The organism is Streptomyces sp. NPDC101393 (assembly GCF_044767385.1).
Taxonomy (GTDB): domain Bacteria; phylum Actinomycetota; class Actinomycetes; order Streptomycetales; family Streptomycetaceae; genus Streptomyces.
Window position 1 is genome coordinate 273,429 of record NZ_JBIWNU010000003.1, and the last position, 17,464, is coordinate 290,892.

Consider the following 17,464-nt stretch of genomic DNA (forward strand, 5'->3'; position numbering starts at 1 on the left):
GACGTCATCGATCCCCGCCGGAAGGCCTTCCGGCGGTTGGTCGGACGGTCGACCGGTCATCGCACGATGCGGCTGCCGGTGGTGCCCGCCGCCCCAGGGCCCCCGTCCTGCGGCGGGGGCCCATGGCTCAGCGGCCGATCTCCTTGCGGCTCGCCCGGCGCAGCCGGCGCCGCTGGGAGGGATCGAGCGTCAGATACGCCACCGCCGGGACCCCGACGATGACCAAGAGGGCCGCCCAGAGGGGCAGCAGCCACAGCAGGATCACTCCCACTGCGATGCCGCCGACCGCGACCTTCGCCTGTGTGGACATCCTTCACGCCCCTTCCGCGGCGCATGCCGCGCTCTGTGTACTCCATTGAACGCCGTTTTCGCTCCACAGGTTCCATGGACTCCCGTACGGGCCCCCGAGCCCGGGAGGTCCTGTACTCTCGGGCGCTCCAGAAGCCAGTAGTCAAACTTGAGGAGTACGCGGCCCAGTGACAGCACTTCCCCCGGGCGAGCCCGGTCGCCTCCCCGCGGTCACCCCTGCTCTCCTCGCCGCTCTCTCCCGCTGTGCCGCGGTGTTCCTGCCGTCGGACCCGCCGCGGGCCGGGCGCGTCGCCTTCTGGCGCCCCGACGGCGAGCCCGTCACGGGCGCGGCCGCCGGGAGCGCCGCCGAGCCGGGGCACGGGGCCGCGGAGCCGGCCGTCGACGAGCTGCCGGTCGCGCTGCCCGACGAGGACGGCGGGATCTCGGTGTGCGCCGTACCGGCCGTGATTCTGCCCGTCGCCGCCGCGCTGCCCGTGCTCACCCGGGTACGGGCCTCCCGCGCCGCCGACCCGGCGGCGGCCTTCTGGGGCGCGGCGGCCGTGCTGGCGCTGCAGCTCGCCGCCCGGGGCCGGCTGCTGCCCGGACTGAGCCCGGAGGACCACGACGCCTGGCGGCTGGGCCCGCTCGACCCCGCCGATGTCGAGCGGCTCCGCGACCTCGCCGCCGCGATGCCGCCGTACGCCCATGCCGCTCCGCTCCCGGACACCGATCCGGTCGAACTCCCCGAGCCGGAGCGGCAGCTGCGGGCCTTCCTCGACGCGGTGGCCGACGGGCTGCCCCGCTCCCCCGCCGCCGCGCTGGCCACCGGCGGCCCCGCCTTCGCCGCGACCGCCCCGGCGCACATCCCCGAACAGCGCGCATGGGCGGCGGACGTCGCCGCCGGGCACGACGCGGGCGTACGGATCTCGCTGCGGGTGGAGGTACACGGCGCCAACTGGACCGGCACGGAGGAGGCAGACGGCCCGGACGCCGGAGCGGCCGGCTTCACCGGCGTCCTCCAGTTGCACAGCCTCACCGATCCGACGCTGGTCGCCGACGCCGCCGAGGTGTGGGCCGGGGCCTCCGCCGCGGGCCGCGCTTTCGGGCCCCGGGCCCGGATGGACACTCTGCTCACCCTGCGCCGGGCCGCCGATGCGTGGGCGCCCCTCGCCCCGCTGCTGTCCGCCGCCGTACCGGACGCGCTGGAGCTCGCCGACGAGGAGATCGCCGAACTCCTCGGCCCGGCCTCCCGCGCGCTGGCCGCCGCCGGTGTGCAGGTCCACTGGCCGAAGGAGCTGGCCCGCAAACTGACCACCCGCGCCGTGGTGGGGCCGCCCGATGCGCCCGACCGGGCGGAGTCCGGACTGCCGTCGCTGCTGTCCGCCGATGCCCTGCTGTCGTTCAGCTGGCGGTTCGCGGTGGGCGGCCAGGAGGTCGGCAAGGCGGAGCTGGACCGGCTGGCCGAGGCGGGCCGGCCGCTGGTGCGGCTGCGCGACCAGTGGGTGCTGATCGACCCGGAGGCCCTGCGGGCGGCCCGGGACCGTCAGGACCGCAAGGTCACACCGCTCGAAGCGCTCGGCGCCGCCCTCACCGGCAGCGCCGAGGACGACACCGGGCGGCGGGTGGAAGTGCAGGCCACGGGGTGGATGGCCCTGCTGCGCGACCGGCTGGCCGACCCGGAGCGGGCGGATACCGCGCCGGTCGGGCAGCCCGCGGCGCTGCGGGCGACGCTCCGCGACTACCAGGTGCGCGGCCTCGGCTGGCTGCACCGCATGACCTCGCTGGGGCTGGGCGGTTGTCTCGCCGACGACATGGGTCTGGGCAAGACGATCACGCTCATCGCCCTGCATCTGCACCGGCAGAGTGACCCCGCCTCCGCCGGTCCCACCCTGGTCGTCTGCCCCACCTCCCTCATGGGCAACTGGCAGCGGGAGATCGAGAAGTTCGCGCCGGGCACCCCGGTCCGCCGCTTCCACGCCGGCCGGCGGAGCCTGGCCGACCTGGCCGACGGCGAGTTCGTGCTCACCACCTACGGCACGATGCGGCTGGACGCGGCGAAGCTGGCCGAGGCCGGCTGGGGGCTGGTGGTCGCCGACGAGGCGCAGCACGTCAAGAACCCCTTCTCGGCGACCGCCAAGGCGCTGCGCACCCTCCCCGCCAAGGCCAGGGTCGCGCTGACCGGCACTCCGGTGGAGAACAACCTCTCGGAGCTGTGGGCGATCCTCGACTGGACGACGCCCGGACTGCTGGGGCCGCTGGGCCGGTTCCGTACCCGCTATGCGCAGACGATCGAGGGTGGCTCCGCCGCGTCCCCCGAGGCGGCCGAACGGCTGGCGAGGCTGGTCCGCCCCTTCCTGCTCCGCCGGCGCAAGTCCGACCCGGGCATCGCGCCGGAGCTGCCGCCCAAGACGGAGACCGACCGTGCGGTGGCGCTGACCAAGGAGCAGGCCGGGCTGTACGAGGCCGTGGTGCGCGAGGGCCTCAGCGATATCGCCGGGACGGGCGGGTTCGCCCGCCGTGGACTGGTCGTCAAGCTGCTCACCTCGCTCAAGCAGATCTGCAACCATCCCGCGCAGTTCCTGAAGGAGGCCGGGCACGGGCCGGACGCGCCGCGCATCGCCGGGCGTTCGGGGAAGATCGAGCTGCTCGACGAGCTGCTGGACACCATCCTCGCCGAGGACGCGAGCGTGCTGGTGTTCACGCAGTACGTGCAGATGGCGCGGCTGCTGGAGGAGCATCTGGCGGCCCGCGGGGTGGCCACCCAATTCCTGCACGGCGGGACGCCGGTGGCCCGCCGCGAGGAGATGGTGCGGCGGTTCCAGGAGGGGGCGGCGCCGGTGTTCCTGCTGTCACTCAAGGCGGCCGGTACGGGACTGAATCTGACCCGCGCCGCGCATGTCGTGCACTTCGACCGCTGGTGGAACCCGGCCGTCGAGGCGCAGGCCACGGACCGCGCGTACCGCATCGGCCAGACCCAGCCGGTGCAGGTCCACCGAATGATCACCGAGGGCACGATCGAGGACCGGATCGCCGACATGCTCTCCCGCAAGCAACGGTTGGCGGACGCGGTGCTGGGGTCCGGCGAGGCCGCGCTGACCGAACTCACCGACGCCGAGCTGGCGGATCTGGTCGCACTGCGAGGGAGTGAGCGATGAACACGTCCGACGCATTCGGCGCCGACGAGGACCGGGCGGACGGGAACCGCACCGACCGGGGCGGGTCCGCGGCGCAGGTCCCCGAGCGGACGTTCGCCGCGCTGCCGGCGGCGCACGGCAAGGCCTTCGCCGGTAGTTGGTGGGGACAGGCGTGGCTCAAGGCGCTGGAGGACACCGCCCTGGACCGTGAGCAGCTCAGGCAGGGCCGACGGCATGCGCGGGCCGGGGCGGTCGGCGCGGTGTCGGTGCGCCCCGGGCGGATCACCGCGGTCGTCCAGGACCGCGATCACACCCGGCAGCGCTCCGACGTCCTGTTGCAGCAGCTCGGCGAGGCGGACTGGGACCGGTTCCTGGACATGATCGCGGACCGGGCCGGGCACATCGCGGCGCTGCTGGACCGCGATATGCCGCCGGTCCTCGTCGAGGACGCGGCCGCCGCCGGTATCGATCTCCTGCCGGGCATCGGTGACCTGGAGTCGGAGTGCACCTGCGAGGCCTGGGACCACTGCGCGCATTCGGCGGCGCTCTGCTACCAGTTGGCGCGGCTGCTGGACCAGGATCCGTTCGTGCTGCTGCTGTTGCGCGGCCGCGGGGAGCAGGAGCTGCTGGACGAGCTGCAGGCGCGCAGTGCGTCCCGGGCCGGGGAGCCGGAGGACGACGCGGCGGGGCGGCGGCCCCGGGGGGTGCCGGCGGCCGAGGCGTACGCCGCGCGCGACATCCTGCCGCCGCTGCCCGCACCGCCGCCGCCCGTGCCCGACCCCGGCGGCGCTCCGGTGCTCGGCGGCGGCACCCCGCCCGCGCCCGGAGTCGAGGTGGCGGCGCTGGAGTTCTTGATCGGCGACGCGGCGGCACGCGCCCAGCGGCTGCTGGCGGACGCGCTCGCCACCGGGCATCCGGACAGTCCGCCGCCGCCCGGTCTGACGCCCTCCCAGGACGCGGTGCGCCTGGCGGCCGCCGGGCCCGGGGCCGCCATATCGGCGCGGCTGGCCGCCGGTTCGGGCCGGGACGGACGAGGGCTGGCGCTGGCCGTGCGGGCCTGGGAGCTGGGCGGCAGGGCGGGGCTCGCGGTGCTGGAGGAGGACTGGACGCCGGAGCCGGAGGCGCTGGCCCGCGCGACCGCGCGCCTCGCTGCCGCCTGGGAGGAGGGCGAGGCCCGGCCGCGGCTGCGCGCCACCCGCAATCGCTGGACGGTGGTCGGCGGCGATGCCCAGCTGCGCTACGGACGGGACGGGCGCTGGTGGCCGTACCGCAAGGAACGCGGCCAGTGGGCACCGGCCGGCCCCGCCACGGACGATCCGGCCGGGGCGCTCGCGGGGGCGCAGGCGCAGGAGTGAGGCGGGGCGCGGCGTCAGCCGGCCGGCGCCGTCGCCGCGCGGTGTGCGGCGGCCCGCCGTACGAAGATCTCATGCAGATCGCGGGCGGCCTTGGGAACGGAGCCCGAGCGACGGCGCTGAATCACCATCAGGACGTCGGTGCGGTCGCCCGCCAGGGGCCGGCAGGTGATCGCGCCACTGCGCTCCAGCGGGTCGCCGATGATGCTGAAGTCGGGCAGGACCGTGGCGCCGAGTCCCTCGGCCACCATCAGCTTGCCCATTTCGGCGCCGTCGGTGGAGTACGAGAACGAGGGCGCGCGGCCCTTCAGGAGCCGGTGGACGAAGCGGTGCATGACATAGCCGGACCGCATCACGATCAGCGGCTCGGCCAGCAGGTCGGTCACCGTGACCTCGCCGAGCGCGGCCAGCGGGCTGTCCGGCCGGGTGCACACCACGGGGCGGCCGCGCAGGAGTTCGGTGGTGTGGAAGTCCGGCGGGAGGTCGTCGCCGCGGAGGTAGTTGACGAGGCCCAGGTCGAGACTGCCCTCCAGCAGCGAGCGGTGGATCTCGGCCTGCTGGGCGCCGATCACCTCGGCCTGGGTCGCCGGGTGGCCGGCCCGGAACTCCCGGATGGTCGGCACCAGCAGCGGAACGGTGGCGGCGTTGACCGTGCCGAGCCGGACCATGCGGCTGATGTGGAGCTGGTCGTCGGCCGCGCGGCGGAGTTTGTCGACCGCGTCCAGGACGCCGACGATGTGCGGCAGCAGCTCGCGTCCGTCGTCACTGATCTTCGCGCCGGAACGCTTGCGGTCGAGGATGTCGACGCCCAGCTCGCGTTCCAGATTGCGGACGGTTTCGCTCAACGCGGGCTGGGAGAGGTGCAGTTCCTCGGCGGCCCGGCGCAATGAGCCCAGGCGCGTCACTGCCGCGATGTATTCGAGTTGCTCGATCCGCACGGATACGCACCCCCGGATATGCCGCCCGGCAAGAAAGAAACTGATACAGAACGCGAAAGCGATACCCAACTGGGCATCGCTTTGCATCGGTTCAAGGGGAACCCTATCACCACCTCACGTATGCCGTATCGACCCCTCGCGATTCGGCCGGTAAACTCAGCCGGGACGCGGCCGCATTGATCGAATAGCGGCCGCAGGAGCCGTTTCCCTTGCCGGGCGCGACGAATTGTTTCGAGGAGGTGACGCGTTCATGAACGAGCAACAGCAGCTCACCCAGCGGCGTCACGTCGACCTCGTCAGGGTCTCCAGCTCCCTCTGTCGCGGCGCGCGCTGAGGAGCGAGCGGTAGCAGACCGCGGCACAGCGGGCTGCGGCAGGGCAGCGGCCCCGAGGAATACCTTCCCCGCATTCCTTCCCCGCATTCCTTCCCCGCAATTCCCCCCTTGCGCCCCGCCTTTCGCGCCCTCCCCTAGCGCCCTATTGCGCGCGTCTCACCCCGTCATTACGCGCGCCTCTCCCCGTTTTCTTCGCGCGATCTCGCACACCATTCCGCGCGCGCCGCCCTCGGGCTTTCCCCTGCCCACTTCTTCGTACACCACGGGAGTTCCTGATGTCCGACCTGCCCGCCCCCGGACCCGCACGCTTCGCGTACTGGGTGCCCAATGTCAGTGGCGGCCTGGTGACCAGCACCATCGAGCAGCGCACCGACTGGGGCTACGCGTACAACCGCGAGCTGGCCGTGCTCGCCGAGAACAACGGCTTCGAATACGCGCTGAGCCAGGTCCGCTATATGGCCAGTTACGGAGCGGAGTTCCAGCACGAGTCCACGAGTTTCAGCCTCGCGCTGCTGCTCGCGACCGAACGGCTGAAGGTGATCGCGGCCGTCCACCCGGGCCTGTGGCACCCCGGCGTGCTGGCGAAGCTCGGCGCCACCGCCGATCAGCTGTCGGGCGGCCGGTTCGCCGTCAACGTCGTCAGCGGCTGGTTCAAGGGGGAGTTCACCGCGCTCGGGGAGCCGTGGCTGGAGCACGACGAGCGGTACCGGCGGGCGGAGGAATTCATCCGGGCACTGCGTACGGTCTGGACCGAGGACCACGCCGAACTGGCCGGGGACTTCTACCGGATCCGCGACTTCTCGCTGAAGCCGAAGCCGCTCAACACCCCCGAACGCCCGCATCCGGAGATCTTCCAGGGCGGCAACTCCACCGCGGCGCGGGCCATGGCGGGCCGGGTCTCCGACTGGTACTTCAGCAACGGCAAGGACTTCGACGGCGTCACCGAGCAGATCACCGACGTCCGCGCGTCCGCCGCGGCCGCCGGCCGCCCGGCACCCCGCTTCGGGCTGAACGGATTCCTGATCGCCCGCGACACCGAGGCCGAGGCCAAGGAGGTGCTGCGGGAGATCGTCGCCAAGGCGGACACCGAAGCGGTGCACGGCTTCGGCGCGGCGGTCAAGCAGGCCGGGCAGTCCACCCCGGACGGCACCGGCATGTGGCAGGACTCCTCCTTCGAGGACCTTGTCCAGTACAACGACGGTTTCCGTACGGGCCTGATCGGCACTCCGGAGCAGATCGCCGAGCGGATCGTCGCCTTCAAACGGCGCGGCGTGGATCTGTTCCTGCTCGGGTTCCTCCACTACCTGGAGGAGGTCGAGTACTTCGGCAAGCGGGTGCTGCCGCTGGTGCGCGAACTGGAGGCGCAGGAGGCGGAGCAGCAGGAGGCGGCGGGGCCGGCGGCCGATCGCGCGCCCTCCGGCGCCGCCCGCCTCTGACTCTCCGCTCTCACCACCGCGCCCTCCTCACCCCGCTTGCGTCACTTCGCTTCTCCTCACTTCCCCTCACCTCGTCCTCACCGCCTCACCTCCCAGGGAGACCTGCCATGAGCACCGTCGTACCGACCGACTGGAAGACCCGGCCCGCGCCCGAGGGCCCGCAGGGCTGGATCGCGCGTGCCGCCGAGGTGGCCGCCGTCCTCGCCACCGACGCCGCCGCCCGTGACCGCGCCGGCGCGACCCCGTACGCCGAGGTCCAGCTGCTCAAGGACTCCGGTCTGGTCACCCTGCTCGGCCCGGCCGGGCACGGGGGCGGGGGCCAGGACTGGCCGACCGCCTACAGGGTGATCCGCGAGGTCTCCAAGGCGGACGGATCCCTCGGGCAGCTGCTCGGCTATCACTACCTGTGGAACTGGGCGGCCCGGCTCGTCGGCACCCGGGAGCAGTGGGAGCAGGTGGAGGCGGAGGCCGCCCGCAACCAGTGGTTCTTCGGTGGCGCGGTCAATCCGCGGGACAAGGACGTGGTGGTGCGCGACGAGGGCGACACCCTGGCCTTCAGCGGCCACAAGTCGTTCTCCACCGGAAGCAGGGTCTCGGACGTCACCGTGCTGGAAGGCGTACTGGAGGGGACCGAGAACCATGTGTTCGCCATCGTGCCGTCCGACAGCGCGGGGCTGGAGTTCCACGGCGACTGGGACAACATCGGCCAGCGGCTGACCGAGAGCGGCAGCGTCACCCTCGACGAGGTGCGGGTGCCGTGGGCGGCGGCCGCCGGATATGTGGACAAGTCGTTTCAGCCACGTGTCTACAACACTCTCAATGTCCCGACCATCCAGCTGGTCTTCGCCCACTTCTACCTGGGGATCGCCGCGGGCGCCCTGGAGACCGCCGCGGCGTACACCCGCACCAAGGCACGGTCGTGGCTGCACGGCGGTTACGAGCGCGCCGTCGACGAGCCGTACGTCATCGACACCTACGGCGATCTGACGGGCAAGCTCTGGGCCGCCGAGGCGCTGGCCGATCGTGTCGCGGAGGAGGGTCAGCGGCTGCACGAGGCGCCGGACGCGGTGACCGAGCGGGACCGCGGGGAGTTCGAGGTGCGGGTGGCCGCGGTGAAGGCCCGCGCCACGGAGGTGGCCCTGGAGGTCACCCAGCGGATCTTCGAGGTGACCGGCGCCCGGTCCACGGCGTCGGCCGAGGGGCTGGACCGCTTCTGGCGCAATGTGCGCACCCACACGCTGCACGACCCGGTGGCGTACAAGCGCCGGGAGATCGGCCGGTTCGTGCTGAGCGACGAGCTGCCCGAGCCGACCTGGTACTCGTGACCGGCCGCCCCGCGCGCTCCCCCTCCCCCCACGCACGCGGCACACGCAACTCACCCACCCCTGCCGACACTTCGAGGTGAATCCCGATCATGGCCACCGTCCTGTCCGTCTCCGGCAGTCCCTCCGCGACCTCGCGGACCGCCCGGCTGCTGCGTCACCTGGACGCGCAGCTCACCGACGAGGGACATCACGTCGTCCCGCTCGATGTCCGTAACCTGCCCGCCCAAGCCCTGCTGGGGGCCGATTTCGGTCACCCCGCGATCGTCGAGGCCACCGCACTCTTCGCACAGGCCGACGGCATCGTGATCGGCACGCCCGTCTACAAGGCTGCCTATTCAGGTCTTCTCAAATCGCTGCTGGATCTGCTGCCGCAGTACGCCCTGGCCGGCAAGACCGTGCTGCCCCTGGCGACCGGCGGCAGCACGGCCCATGTCCTCGCCATCGACTACGCGTTGCGGCCGGTGCTCTCGTCCATGGGCGCCGGGCACATCGTTCAGGGCTGGTTCGTCCTCGACCGGCATCTGGCCGTCCGCGAGGACGGGGCGCTGACCGTCGATCCGAGCGCCCAGGAGGGGCTTGACCTGGTCCTCGACCAGTTCTCCGGTGCGCTCGGACGCAGCCCCGTGCTGTCCGTCGCGAGCTGACCGGCCCGCCACCCGCACCGCCCCCGGAACCCGCACCCGCCGTACCGACTCCCCCTTGGAGGCAGCACCGTGACCGCTCCCGCGCGGCCCGTCACCGCCCATGTGATCACCGACGACGCCGAGGCCCTGGCGGTCGCCGCCGGACTCGCCGAGGATTTCCGGGCCGGCGCGGCGGAGCGGGACGCCGGGCGCCGGCTGCCGCACGCCGAACTGGACCGGCTCTCGGCGAGCGGGCTGCTGGGCATCACCGTGCCGCGTGCGTACGGCGGTGCGCAGGTGCGGATCGCGACGCTCGCCGAGGTCTTCCGGCTGCTGGCGGCGGCGGACGGCAGCCTGTCCCAGATCCCGCAGAGTCATGTGGTGTACGTCGGTGTGCTGACCCGTCAGGGCAGTGCGGTCCAGCGGGAGTTCTTCTTCCGTGAGGTGCTGGCCGGGCGGCGGTTCGGCAATGCCCAGTCGGAGGCGGGCACCAAGCATGTCCAGGACATCCGCACCCGGCTCACCCCCGCCGCCGACGGTTCGTATCTGCTGAACGGGCTCAAGCACTACTCGACGGGGGCGCTGTTCGCGGACTGGATTCCGGTGCTGGCGCGCGGCCGGGGCGATGCGTTGGAGGTGGCGTATGTGCCGGGCGATGCGGCCGGGGTGCGGATCGTGGACGACTGGGACGGGATGGGGCAGCGGACCACGGCCAGCGGAACGGTCCAGCTGACGGATGTGGTGGTGCCCGCCGACCGCGTCGTACCGCATCACCTCACCTTCGAGGGTCCCCAACTCCACGGAGCCATCGCGCAGTTGCTGCATGCGGCGATCGACACCGGGATGGCGTCCGGGGCGCTCGCGGAGGCCGTTTCCTTCGTCCGCACCAAGAGCCGGCCGTGGTTCGAGAGCGGCGTGGAGAGCGCCGCCGACGATCCCTTGCTGATTCAGCGGTTCGGCGAACTGTCGGTGCGGGTGCGGGCCGCACAGGCGCTGCTGGCGTCGGCGGCCCGGACGGTCGACGAGGCGGCGGACGGGCTGAGCGACGACTCGGCCGCCGAGGCGTCGGTCGCGGTGGCCGCGGCGAAGGTGGTGGCCGCGCAGGCGGCGGTGGAGACCGGCAGCGCGCTGTTCGAGGTCGCCGGGACCCGGGCGGCGCGCGACGGCCTGAATCTGCACCGGCACTGGCGGGACGCGCGCACCCACACCTTGCACGATCCGGTCCGCTGGAAGGTGCAGCACATCGGCCGGTACGTCCTCAACGGCACCCGGCCGCCCCGCCACGGCCTGCTCTGACGGATCCGCCGCCCCGCGCTCCCGGCTCTCCCCACTCACGCCCGCACCCTCATCCCCCTCCCCAACACCTCGCATCCGCAACGGAGTTCCCGTGTCTCTCACCTTCCACTGGTTCCTGCCCACCTACGGCGACAGCCGTCATGTCGTCGGCGGCGGCCACGGCCTGCCCGCAGGGGCGGCCGGCGGGGAGCGTCCCGCCACCCTCGGCTATCTCACGCAGATCGCCCGCGCCGCCGAGGACCTGGGCTTCGAGGGGGCGCTCACCCCTACCGGTGCCTGGTGTGAGGACGCCTGGCTCACCACCGCGATGCTCGCCCGCGAGACCGAGCGGCTGAAGTTCCTGGTGGCGTTCCGGCCCGGCATCATCGCCCCGACCCTGGCCGCCCAGATGGCGGCCACCTTCCAGCGCCACTCGGGCGGCCGGCTGCTGCTGAATGTCGTCACCGGTGGGGAGAGCCATGAGCAGCGCGCCTACGGGGACTTCCTCAACAAGGAGGAGCGCTACGCCAGGACCGGTGAATTCCTGCGCATCGTCCGGGAGTTGTGGCAGGGCGGCACGGTGGATCACGACGGTGAGCAGCTGCGGGTGGAGGGTGCCCGGCTGGCGCGGGTGCCGGATCCGGTCCCCGAGGTGTACTTCGGCGGCTCCTCCCCCGCCGCGGGCGAGGTCGCGGCGCAGAGCGCCGATGTCTATCTGACGTGGGGCGAGCCGCCCGCCCAGGTGGAGCGGAAGATCGCGTGGATCCGGGAGCTGGCGGCTCGCGCGGGGCGGCGGGTGCGGTTCGGCATCCGGCTGCATGTCATCACCCGCGACACCGCCGAGGCAGCCTGGGCGCAGGCGCAGCAGCTGCTCGACGGTTTCACGCCGGAGGCGGTCCGCGCCGTCCAGGCCGGGCTGGCCCGCAGCGAGTCGGAGGGGCAGCGGCGGATGCTGGCGCTGCACGGCGGCAGCACCGACGGGCTGGAGATCGCGCCCAATCTGTGGGCCGGGATCGGGCTGGTCCGGGGCGGGGCGGGCACCGCGCTGGTCGGCAGCCATGCGGAGGTGGCGGAGCGGATCGCCGAGTATCACCGGCTGGGCATCGACGAGTTCATTCTTTCCGGGCATCCGCATGTCGAGGAGGCGTACTGGTTCGGGGAAGGCGTGCTGCCGTTGCTGCGGGACGCCGGTCTGTGGCGCCACCCGTGGGCACCGGCCGGCGATTTCGGTCCGGCCGCGCAGATCCCGTTCGCGGCCGGGGTGGCCCGCTGACGGTACGGCCGGGCGGGCCTCCCGCTGCCGGCTCGCCTCCCCGCGCCCGTCCGGGGCGCGACCCGCCTTCCGTCCATCCTCCGCATCCGGCTGCGGTGCGCGCCCGGTCATGATTCGCTGATCCGAATCCCCCACGCCAGGCCGTCGCCCCGCAGCAGGAGGACCAGTGACCGGCAATGCACGCCCCGCGCCACAGCACCTGTCTCACGAGCGGCCGCCACAGGAACCCGGCGGAACGGGCCACGCACCACAGGACGAGGGCCTCACCCGCCGCACGGCACCGCCGCCGTACTACGAGGACCGTTCGCCGGGGAGCGGGGCCCTGCCGCCGCGCGCCTGGTACGCGCGGTCGGATGCCGCGCGGCTCTCGCTGCACGGCACCTGGCGGTTCAGGCTGTCGCCGACCGCCACAGCCGCGGACGAGTCGTTCGCCCGGCCCGATTTCGACGATACGGCGTGGCAGGACATCCGGATGCCCGGCCATTGGGCGCTCAGCGGACGCGCCACCCCGCAGACCGCGTACGAGGGTGACGGCGCGCGGCGGCGCGGGCCGCAGGGATCGCCGGCCTACGGGGCGCCCGCGTACACCAATACCGCCTACCCCTTCCCCGTCGACCCGCCGCGGGTGCCCGACGAGAACCCGACCGGTGATCACCGGCAGCTCTTCGATCTGCCGGAGGGCTGGGGCGAGGGGCCCGCGGTACTGCATTTCGGCGGGGTGGAGTCCTGCGCGCGGGTGTGGCTCAACGGGCAGGAGCTGGGGCACTTCAAGGGCAGCAGACTGCCGCACGAGTTCGAGGTCGGGCATCTGCTGCGACCCCGCCGCAATGTGCTGGCCGTACGCGTCCACCAGTGGTCGTCGGGCAGCTATCTGGAGGACCAGGACCAGTGGTGGCTGCCGGGGATCTTCCGGAACGTCACGGTTGAACGGCGCCCCGAGGGCTCGGTCGTGGACCACTTCGTCCACGCCGGATTCGATCACGTCACGGGCCACGGCACGCTGCGGGTGGACTGCGAACCGGCGGGCCGGGTCAGCGTGCCGGCGCTCGGCGTCGAGATCGCCACGGGCGAGAGCGTGACTGTACCGGTGCGCCCGTGGACCGCCGAGCAGCCGCACCTCTACGACGCGGAACTCCGCACCCCCGGCGAACGGATCCCGCTGCGCATCGGCTTCCGTACGGTCGCTGTCGAGGACGGGCTGCTGAAGGTCAACGGGCGCCGGATCCTGCTGCGCGGCGTCAACCGCCACGAGTTCCATCCGCGCTACGGGCGGACCCTCGGCCCCGAGGCGATGCGCCGCGATCTGCTGCTGATGAAACAGCACAACATCAACGCGGTGCGCACCAGCCACTATCCGCCGCACCCCGCCTTTCCCGGTCTGTGCGACGAGTTGGGGCTGTGGGTCGTCGACGAGTGCGATCTGGAGACCCACGGATTCTCCCAGCAGGGCTGGCGGGACAATCCGGTCGACGACGAGCGCTGGGAGGCGGCGCTGCTCGACCGGGCCCGCCGGATGGTGGAGCGGGACAAGAACCACCCCAGCATCATCCTGTGGTCCCTGGGCAACGAATGCGGCACCGGGCGGGGGCTGTCGGCGATGGCCGCCTGGATGCGCGAGCGCGATCCGTCCCGTCCGCTGCACTACGAGGGCGACCGCAGCTGCGCCGACACCGATGTGTACTCGCGGATGTACGCCGACCACGCGGAGGTGGAGCGCATCGGGCGGCGCGCCGAGGAGCCGCTGCCCGATGCGGCGCAAGATGCCCGGCGCCGTGAACTCCCGTTCATTCTCTGTGAGTACGCCCATGCGATGGGCAACGGTCCGGGCGGGCTGAGCGAGTACCAGCGGCTCTTCGAGAAGTACACGCGCTGCCAGGGCGGCTTCGTCTGGGAGTGGATCGATCACGGGCTGCGGCAGCGGACGCCGGACGGCGAGGTGTTCCACGCCTACGGCGGCGACTTCGGTGAGGAGCTGCACGACGGCAACTTCGTCTGCGACGGGCTGGTCTTCCCCGACCGGGTGCCGTCGCCGGGCCTGACCGAGTTCAAGAAGGTCATCGAGCCGGTACGGATCGAGCCGGGACGAGCCGACGGCGGCAGCGGGGCGGCGGGTGCCGTCCGGATCACCAATCTGCACGACTTCGCCGACCTCGGCCATCTCGCGTTCCGCTGGTCGTACGAGGTCGAGGGCGAGGTGCGGGCACACGGCGGGCTCGCGGTGCCCCCTGTGGCGGCCGGTGAGTCCACCGAGGTGACGCTGCCGGCGCCGCCCGTGGTGGCGGACGACGACGGAGAGCGGTGGTGGACGGTACGGGCCGAGCTCGCCGAGGACGTGGCCTGGGCGCGGGCGGGGCACGAGGTCGCCTGGGGACAGCTGCCGGCGGCCGCGCGCCCGGCCGCCGGCACCCCGGCGGCCGCCTCGGCGCCACGCCGCGGCGTGGGGAATGTGATCGTGCTCGGCCCCGGGACCTTCGACGCCACCACGGGTGCGCTCGGCTATCTGGACGGGGTGCAACTGGGCGGCCCCCGGCTGGAGGTGTGGCGGGCGCCGACCGACAACGACGAGGCCGCGCCCCGGCCGACGGGGCCGTCCCCGGCCGCCGAGTGGCGGCGGCTCGGCCTGCACCGCATGCAGCACCGCGTCGACGCCGTCGAGACCGGCCCGGACGCCTTGGTGGTACGGACCCGGGTGGCGCCGGCCGGATCGCCGCTCGCCCTGCGCACCGTGTACCGCTGGACGGCGGAACAGGACAGGCTGCGGCTGGAGTTGAGCGTCGACCCCGAGGGCGACTGGCCGGCGCCACTGCCACGGCTGGGGGTACGGATGGCGCTGTGCGGCAGCCTGGGGCTGGCGGAGTGGTTCGGCGGCGGCCCCGGCGAGGGCTACCCGGACACGAGGGCCGCAGCGCGGGTGGGCCGCTGGGCGCTGCCGGTGGACGCCCTGCAGACGCCGTACGTACGGCCGCAGGAGAACGGCGCGCGGCCGGGTGTCCGGTGGGCCCAGCTGTCCCGCAGCGACGGCTCGGGGCTGCGGATCGCGGGCGAACCGGACTTCTCCCTCACCGCGCGCCGTTGGTCCCTCGACGAGTTGGACGCGGCACGGCACACCACCGACCTGCGGCCGGGGGACGTGCTGTGGGTGTACCTCGACCACGCGCAGCACGGGATCGGCAGTCAGTCGTGCGGGCCCGGGGTGCTGCCGCAGTACCGGCTGGAGGTGGCGCCGGCCCGCTTCTCCTTCGTCTTCTCGTCGCTGCGCTGAGGGGTCCCGCGGGTTCGGCGCCCGGCGCCCGTCCAGGGCCGATCGCTGCGATGTATGTCACCTTTCCTCAGCTCTTGACATCCGATGACCCTTCGCGGTCTGGACCAATGACAGGATGGAGGCACAACGCACCAAACCGCCCCTTTCCCCACCATTGATGAGAGGCCCCGTCCTGTTATGGCGTTCGCCTTCCTCCACCGTCTCCGCGACCGTTCCCCGTACAGCACCGGGGCCCCGCTCCCCAGCGGATCCGGAGCGCTGGACCTGTCCGTCCACGACCCCGTCGGCCTGCCGATGTCCGGGGCCGAGATCTCGGTCAGGGACGGCGGCAGCCAGGAGGTGATGCGCGGCAGGACCGACCCGAACGGGCGGCTGACCGCGACGCTGCCACCGGCCGGGTACCACCTCGTCGTCACCTCCGACGGCTTTCGTCCCGAGCGGTTCGAGGCCCAGGTGACCGAGGGGGTGCGGACGGCGCCGCGCCCGGTCTCCCTGGAACTGGCGCCGGCGCCGCCGATGCCCGCCCCCGGCCAGTGGCGGATCGACCCCGATCACACCGCGATCCGCTTCACCGCCCGGCACATCGGACTCGCCGAGATCCACGGCCGGTTCAACCGCTTCGAGGGCGGCCTGTGGATCGGCGAGCGGATGCGGGACTCCCGGGTCGAGGTGACGATCGACGCGGCCAGCATCGACTCGGGTGTCGCGATGCGCGACGAGCACCTGCGGTCGGCGGAGTTCCTCGACGTGGCCCGCTTCCCCTACCTCCAGTTCGCCGGTGAACGGTTCGTGCACAAGGGCGGCAGCCGGTGGGCCGTCCAGGGCGTCCTGCATCTGCACGGCGTCAGCCGCACCGTCCAGCTGGACACCCGCTACCTGGGCATCGGCACCGGCATGGCGGGCGAGACCCGGACCGCCTGCACCGCCGTCACCGAACTGCACCGCGAGGACTTCACCCTCGACTGGCGGAAGATGCTGGCCCGCGGCATCGCCGCCATCGGCGCCACCATCCGCGTCGAGCTGGACATCCAGGCCGTCCAGGCCCCGTGACCGGCGACAATGGCCGGTGACCTGACGAGGTCCGCCCCCGGCGAACGGGCTCGGGGCGGACCCGCCCCGGCAACGAGAGGTACCCGCACCATGACCGGCACGTTCCCGCCACTCGCCGAAGCCCTTGCCGCGGGGCCGCTCACCCTCGACGGCGGCCTGTCCAACGAGCTGGAGGCAGCCGGTCACGACCTCAGCGACGCGCTGTGGTCGGCCCGGCTGCTCGCCGAGGAGCCGGAGGCCCTCACCCTCGCCCACCTCGCGTACTACGAGGCCGGGGCGCAGGTCGCGATCACCTCCAGCTACCAGGCGACCTTCGAGGGCTTCGCGCGGCGCGGCATCGGCACGACGGAGGCCGCGGGCCTGCTCGGCCGCAGCGTGGAACTGGCCCGCGAGGCCGCCCGGCGCGCGCAGGCCGGCGGGGTGGACGGCCCGCTGTACGTCGCCGCTTCGGCCGGCCCCTACGGTGCGATGCTCGCGGACGGCTCCGAATACCGCGGCCGCTACGGCCTGTCGGTGGACGCCCTGGAGCGATTCCACCGGCCCCGCCTGGAGGTGCTGGCCGCGGCGCGGCCGGATGTGCTGGCGCTGGAGACCGTCCCGGACGCCGACGAGGCCCGTGCGCTGCTGCGGGCGGTGCGCGGCCTCGGCATCCCGGCCTACCTGTCGTACAGCGTCGCCGGCGGCACGACCCGGGCCGGGCAGCCGCTGGAGGAGGCCTTCGCCCTGGCGGCGGACGCGGACGAGGTGATCGCCGTGGGCGTGAACTGCTGCGCCCCCGAGGACGCGGACCGGGCCGTCGCGCTCGCCGCGCGGGTCACCGGCAAGCCCGTGGTGGTCTACCCCAACAGCGGAGAGAGCTGGGACGCCGAGGCGCGGGCGTGGTGCGGCAGCCCGGCGTTCGGCACCGCCCGGGTCGCGGACTGGGCCGCGGCGGGCGCCCGCCTCATCGGCGGCTGCTGCCGGGTCGGCCCGGACGCCATCGCCGCCGTGGCGCACGCGCTGCGCCACTGAACAGCCGGTCCCCGGCGCCTCCGTAGGGGGCGCCGGGGGCGTCCGGCCGCAGGCCCGTTACACAGACGCAACCCGCACGGCGGCGACAGCGCCCCCGGCCGGTGGCAGGATTCAGCCAGCTCACAGCACGGCTCGTCGATCCTCATCCCGCTCTGGAGGACCT

Annotated in this window: 13 protein-coding genes; 11 read left to right on the plus strand and 2 right to left on the minus strand. The window is 73.2% G+C overall.

From position 1 onward, the window contains the following. Nucleotides 1-127: 127 nt before the first annotated feature. A complete protein-coding gene (locus tag ACIRQ7_RS11085) occupies nt 128-310 on the minus strand; it encodes a hypothetical protein (RefSeq protein ID WP_404261689.1) in 183 nt (60 codons plus the stop codon). A 166-nt stretch (nt 311-476) separates the two neighbouring features. On the opposite strand from ACIRQ7_RS11085, the gene ACIRQ7_RS11090 reads away from it, so the two are divergent. Then, nucleotides 477-3,443 carry a DEAD/DEAH box helicase gene (locus ACIRQ7_RS11090; RefSeq protein WP_404261691.1) on the plus strand — a complete coding sequence of 989 codons (2,967 nt, stop codon included), beginning with the start codon at nt 477-479 and terminating at the stop codon, nt 3,441-3,443. Then, entirely contained in the window at nt 3,440-4,777 is a 1,338-nt protein-coding gene (locus tag ACIRQ7_RS11095; protein ID WP_404261692.1) for an SWF or SNF family helicase, read from the plus strand. The genes ACIRQ7_RS11090 and ACIRQ7_RS11095 overlap by 4 nt, the downstream gene beginning before the upstream one ends. Before the next feature lie 14 nt (nt 4,778-4,791). Here the strand turns inward: ACIRQ7_RS11095 and ACIRQ7_RS11100 are convergent, their stop codons facing one another. After that, nucleotides 4,792-5,712: a LysR family transcriptional regulator gene (locus ACIRQ7_RS11100; RefSeq protein ID WP_404261694.1), complete on the minus strand. Its 921-nt coding sequence runs from the start codon at nt 5,710-5,712 to the stop codon at nt 4,792-4,794. Nucleotides 5,713-5,962: 250 nt separating this feature from the next. Between ACIRQ7_RS11100 and ACIRQ7_RS11105 the strand changes: the two genes are divergently transcribed. From ACIRQ7_RS11105 to mmuM, 9 genes are all read left to right on the plus strand, one after another. Continuing rightward, entirely contained in the window at nt 5,963-6,046 is an 84-nt protein-coding gene (locus ACIRQ7_RS11105; RefSeq protein WP_401467607.1) for a putative leader peptide, read from the plus strand. Between the two features lie 275 nt (nt 6,047-6,321). Beyond that, nucleotides 6,322-7,482: a dimethylsulfone monooxygenase SfnG gene (gene sfnG, locus ACIRQ7_RS11110; RefSeq protein ID WP_404261695.1), complete on the plus strand. Its 1,161-nt coding sequence runs from the start codon at nt 6,322-6,324 to the stop codon at nt 7,480-7,482. 107 nt (nt 7,483-7,589) lie between these two features. Beyond that, complete coding sequence (locus ACIRQ7_RS11115; RefSeq protein ID WP_401466347.1) at nt 7,590-8,807, plus strand: acyl-CoA dehydrogenase family protein; 1,218 nt, start codon at nt 7,590-7,592, stop codon at nt 8,805-8,807. Between the two features lie 89 nt (nt 8,808-8,896). Next, entirely contained in the window at nt 8,897-9,451 is a 555-nt protein-coding gene (gene ssuE, locus ACIRQ7_RS11120; protein ID WP_404261697.1) for an NADPH-dependent FMN reductase, read from the plus strand. A gap of 69 nt (nt 9,452-9,520) precedes the next feature. Then, nucleotides 9,521-10,726 carry an SfnB family sulfur acquisition oxidoreductase gene (locus ACIRQ7_RS11125; RefSeq protein ID WP_404261698.1) on the plus strand — a complete coding sequence of 402 codons (1,206 nt, stop codon included), beginning with the start codon at nt 9,521-9,523 and terminating at the stop codon, nt 10,724-10,726. A gap of 91 nt (nt 10,727-10,817) precedes the next feature. Beyond that, nucleotides 10,818-11,978, plus strand: a complete 1,161-nt coding sequence (locus tag ACIRQ7_RS11130) for an LLM class flavin-dependent oxidoreductase (RefSeq protein WP_403669880.1) — start codon at nt 10,818-10,820, stop codon at nt 11,976-11,978. A 166-nt stretch (nt 11,979-12,144) separates the two neighbouring features. After that, a complete protein-coding gene (locus tag ACIRQ7_RS11135) occupies nt 12,145-15,240 on the plus strand; it encodes a glycoside hydrolase family 2 TIM barrel-domain containing protein (RefSeq protein WP_404261700.1) in 3,096 nt (1,031 codons plus the stop codon). 177 nt (nt 15,241-15,417) lie between these two features. Further along, a complete protein-coding gene (locus ACIRQ7_RS11140; protein WP_404261702.1) occupies nt 15,418-16,290 on the plus strand; it encodes a YceI family protein in 873 nt (290 codons plus the stop codon). 90 nt (nt 16,291-16,380) lie between these two features. After that, a complete protein-coding gene (mmuM, locus tag ACIRQ7_RS11145) occupies nt 16,381-17,301 on the plus strand; it encodes a homocysteine S-methyltransferase (RefSeq protein WP_404261703.1) in 921 nt (306 codons plus the stop codon). Nucleotides 17,302-17,464 lie beyond the last annotated feature (163 nt).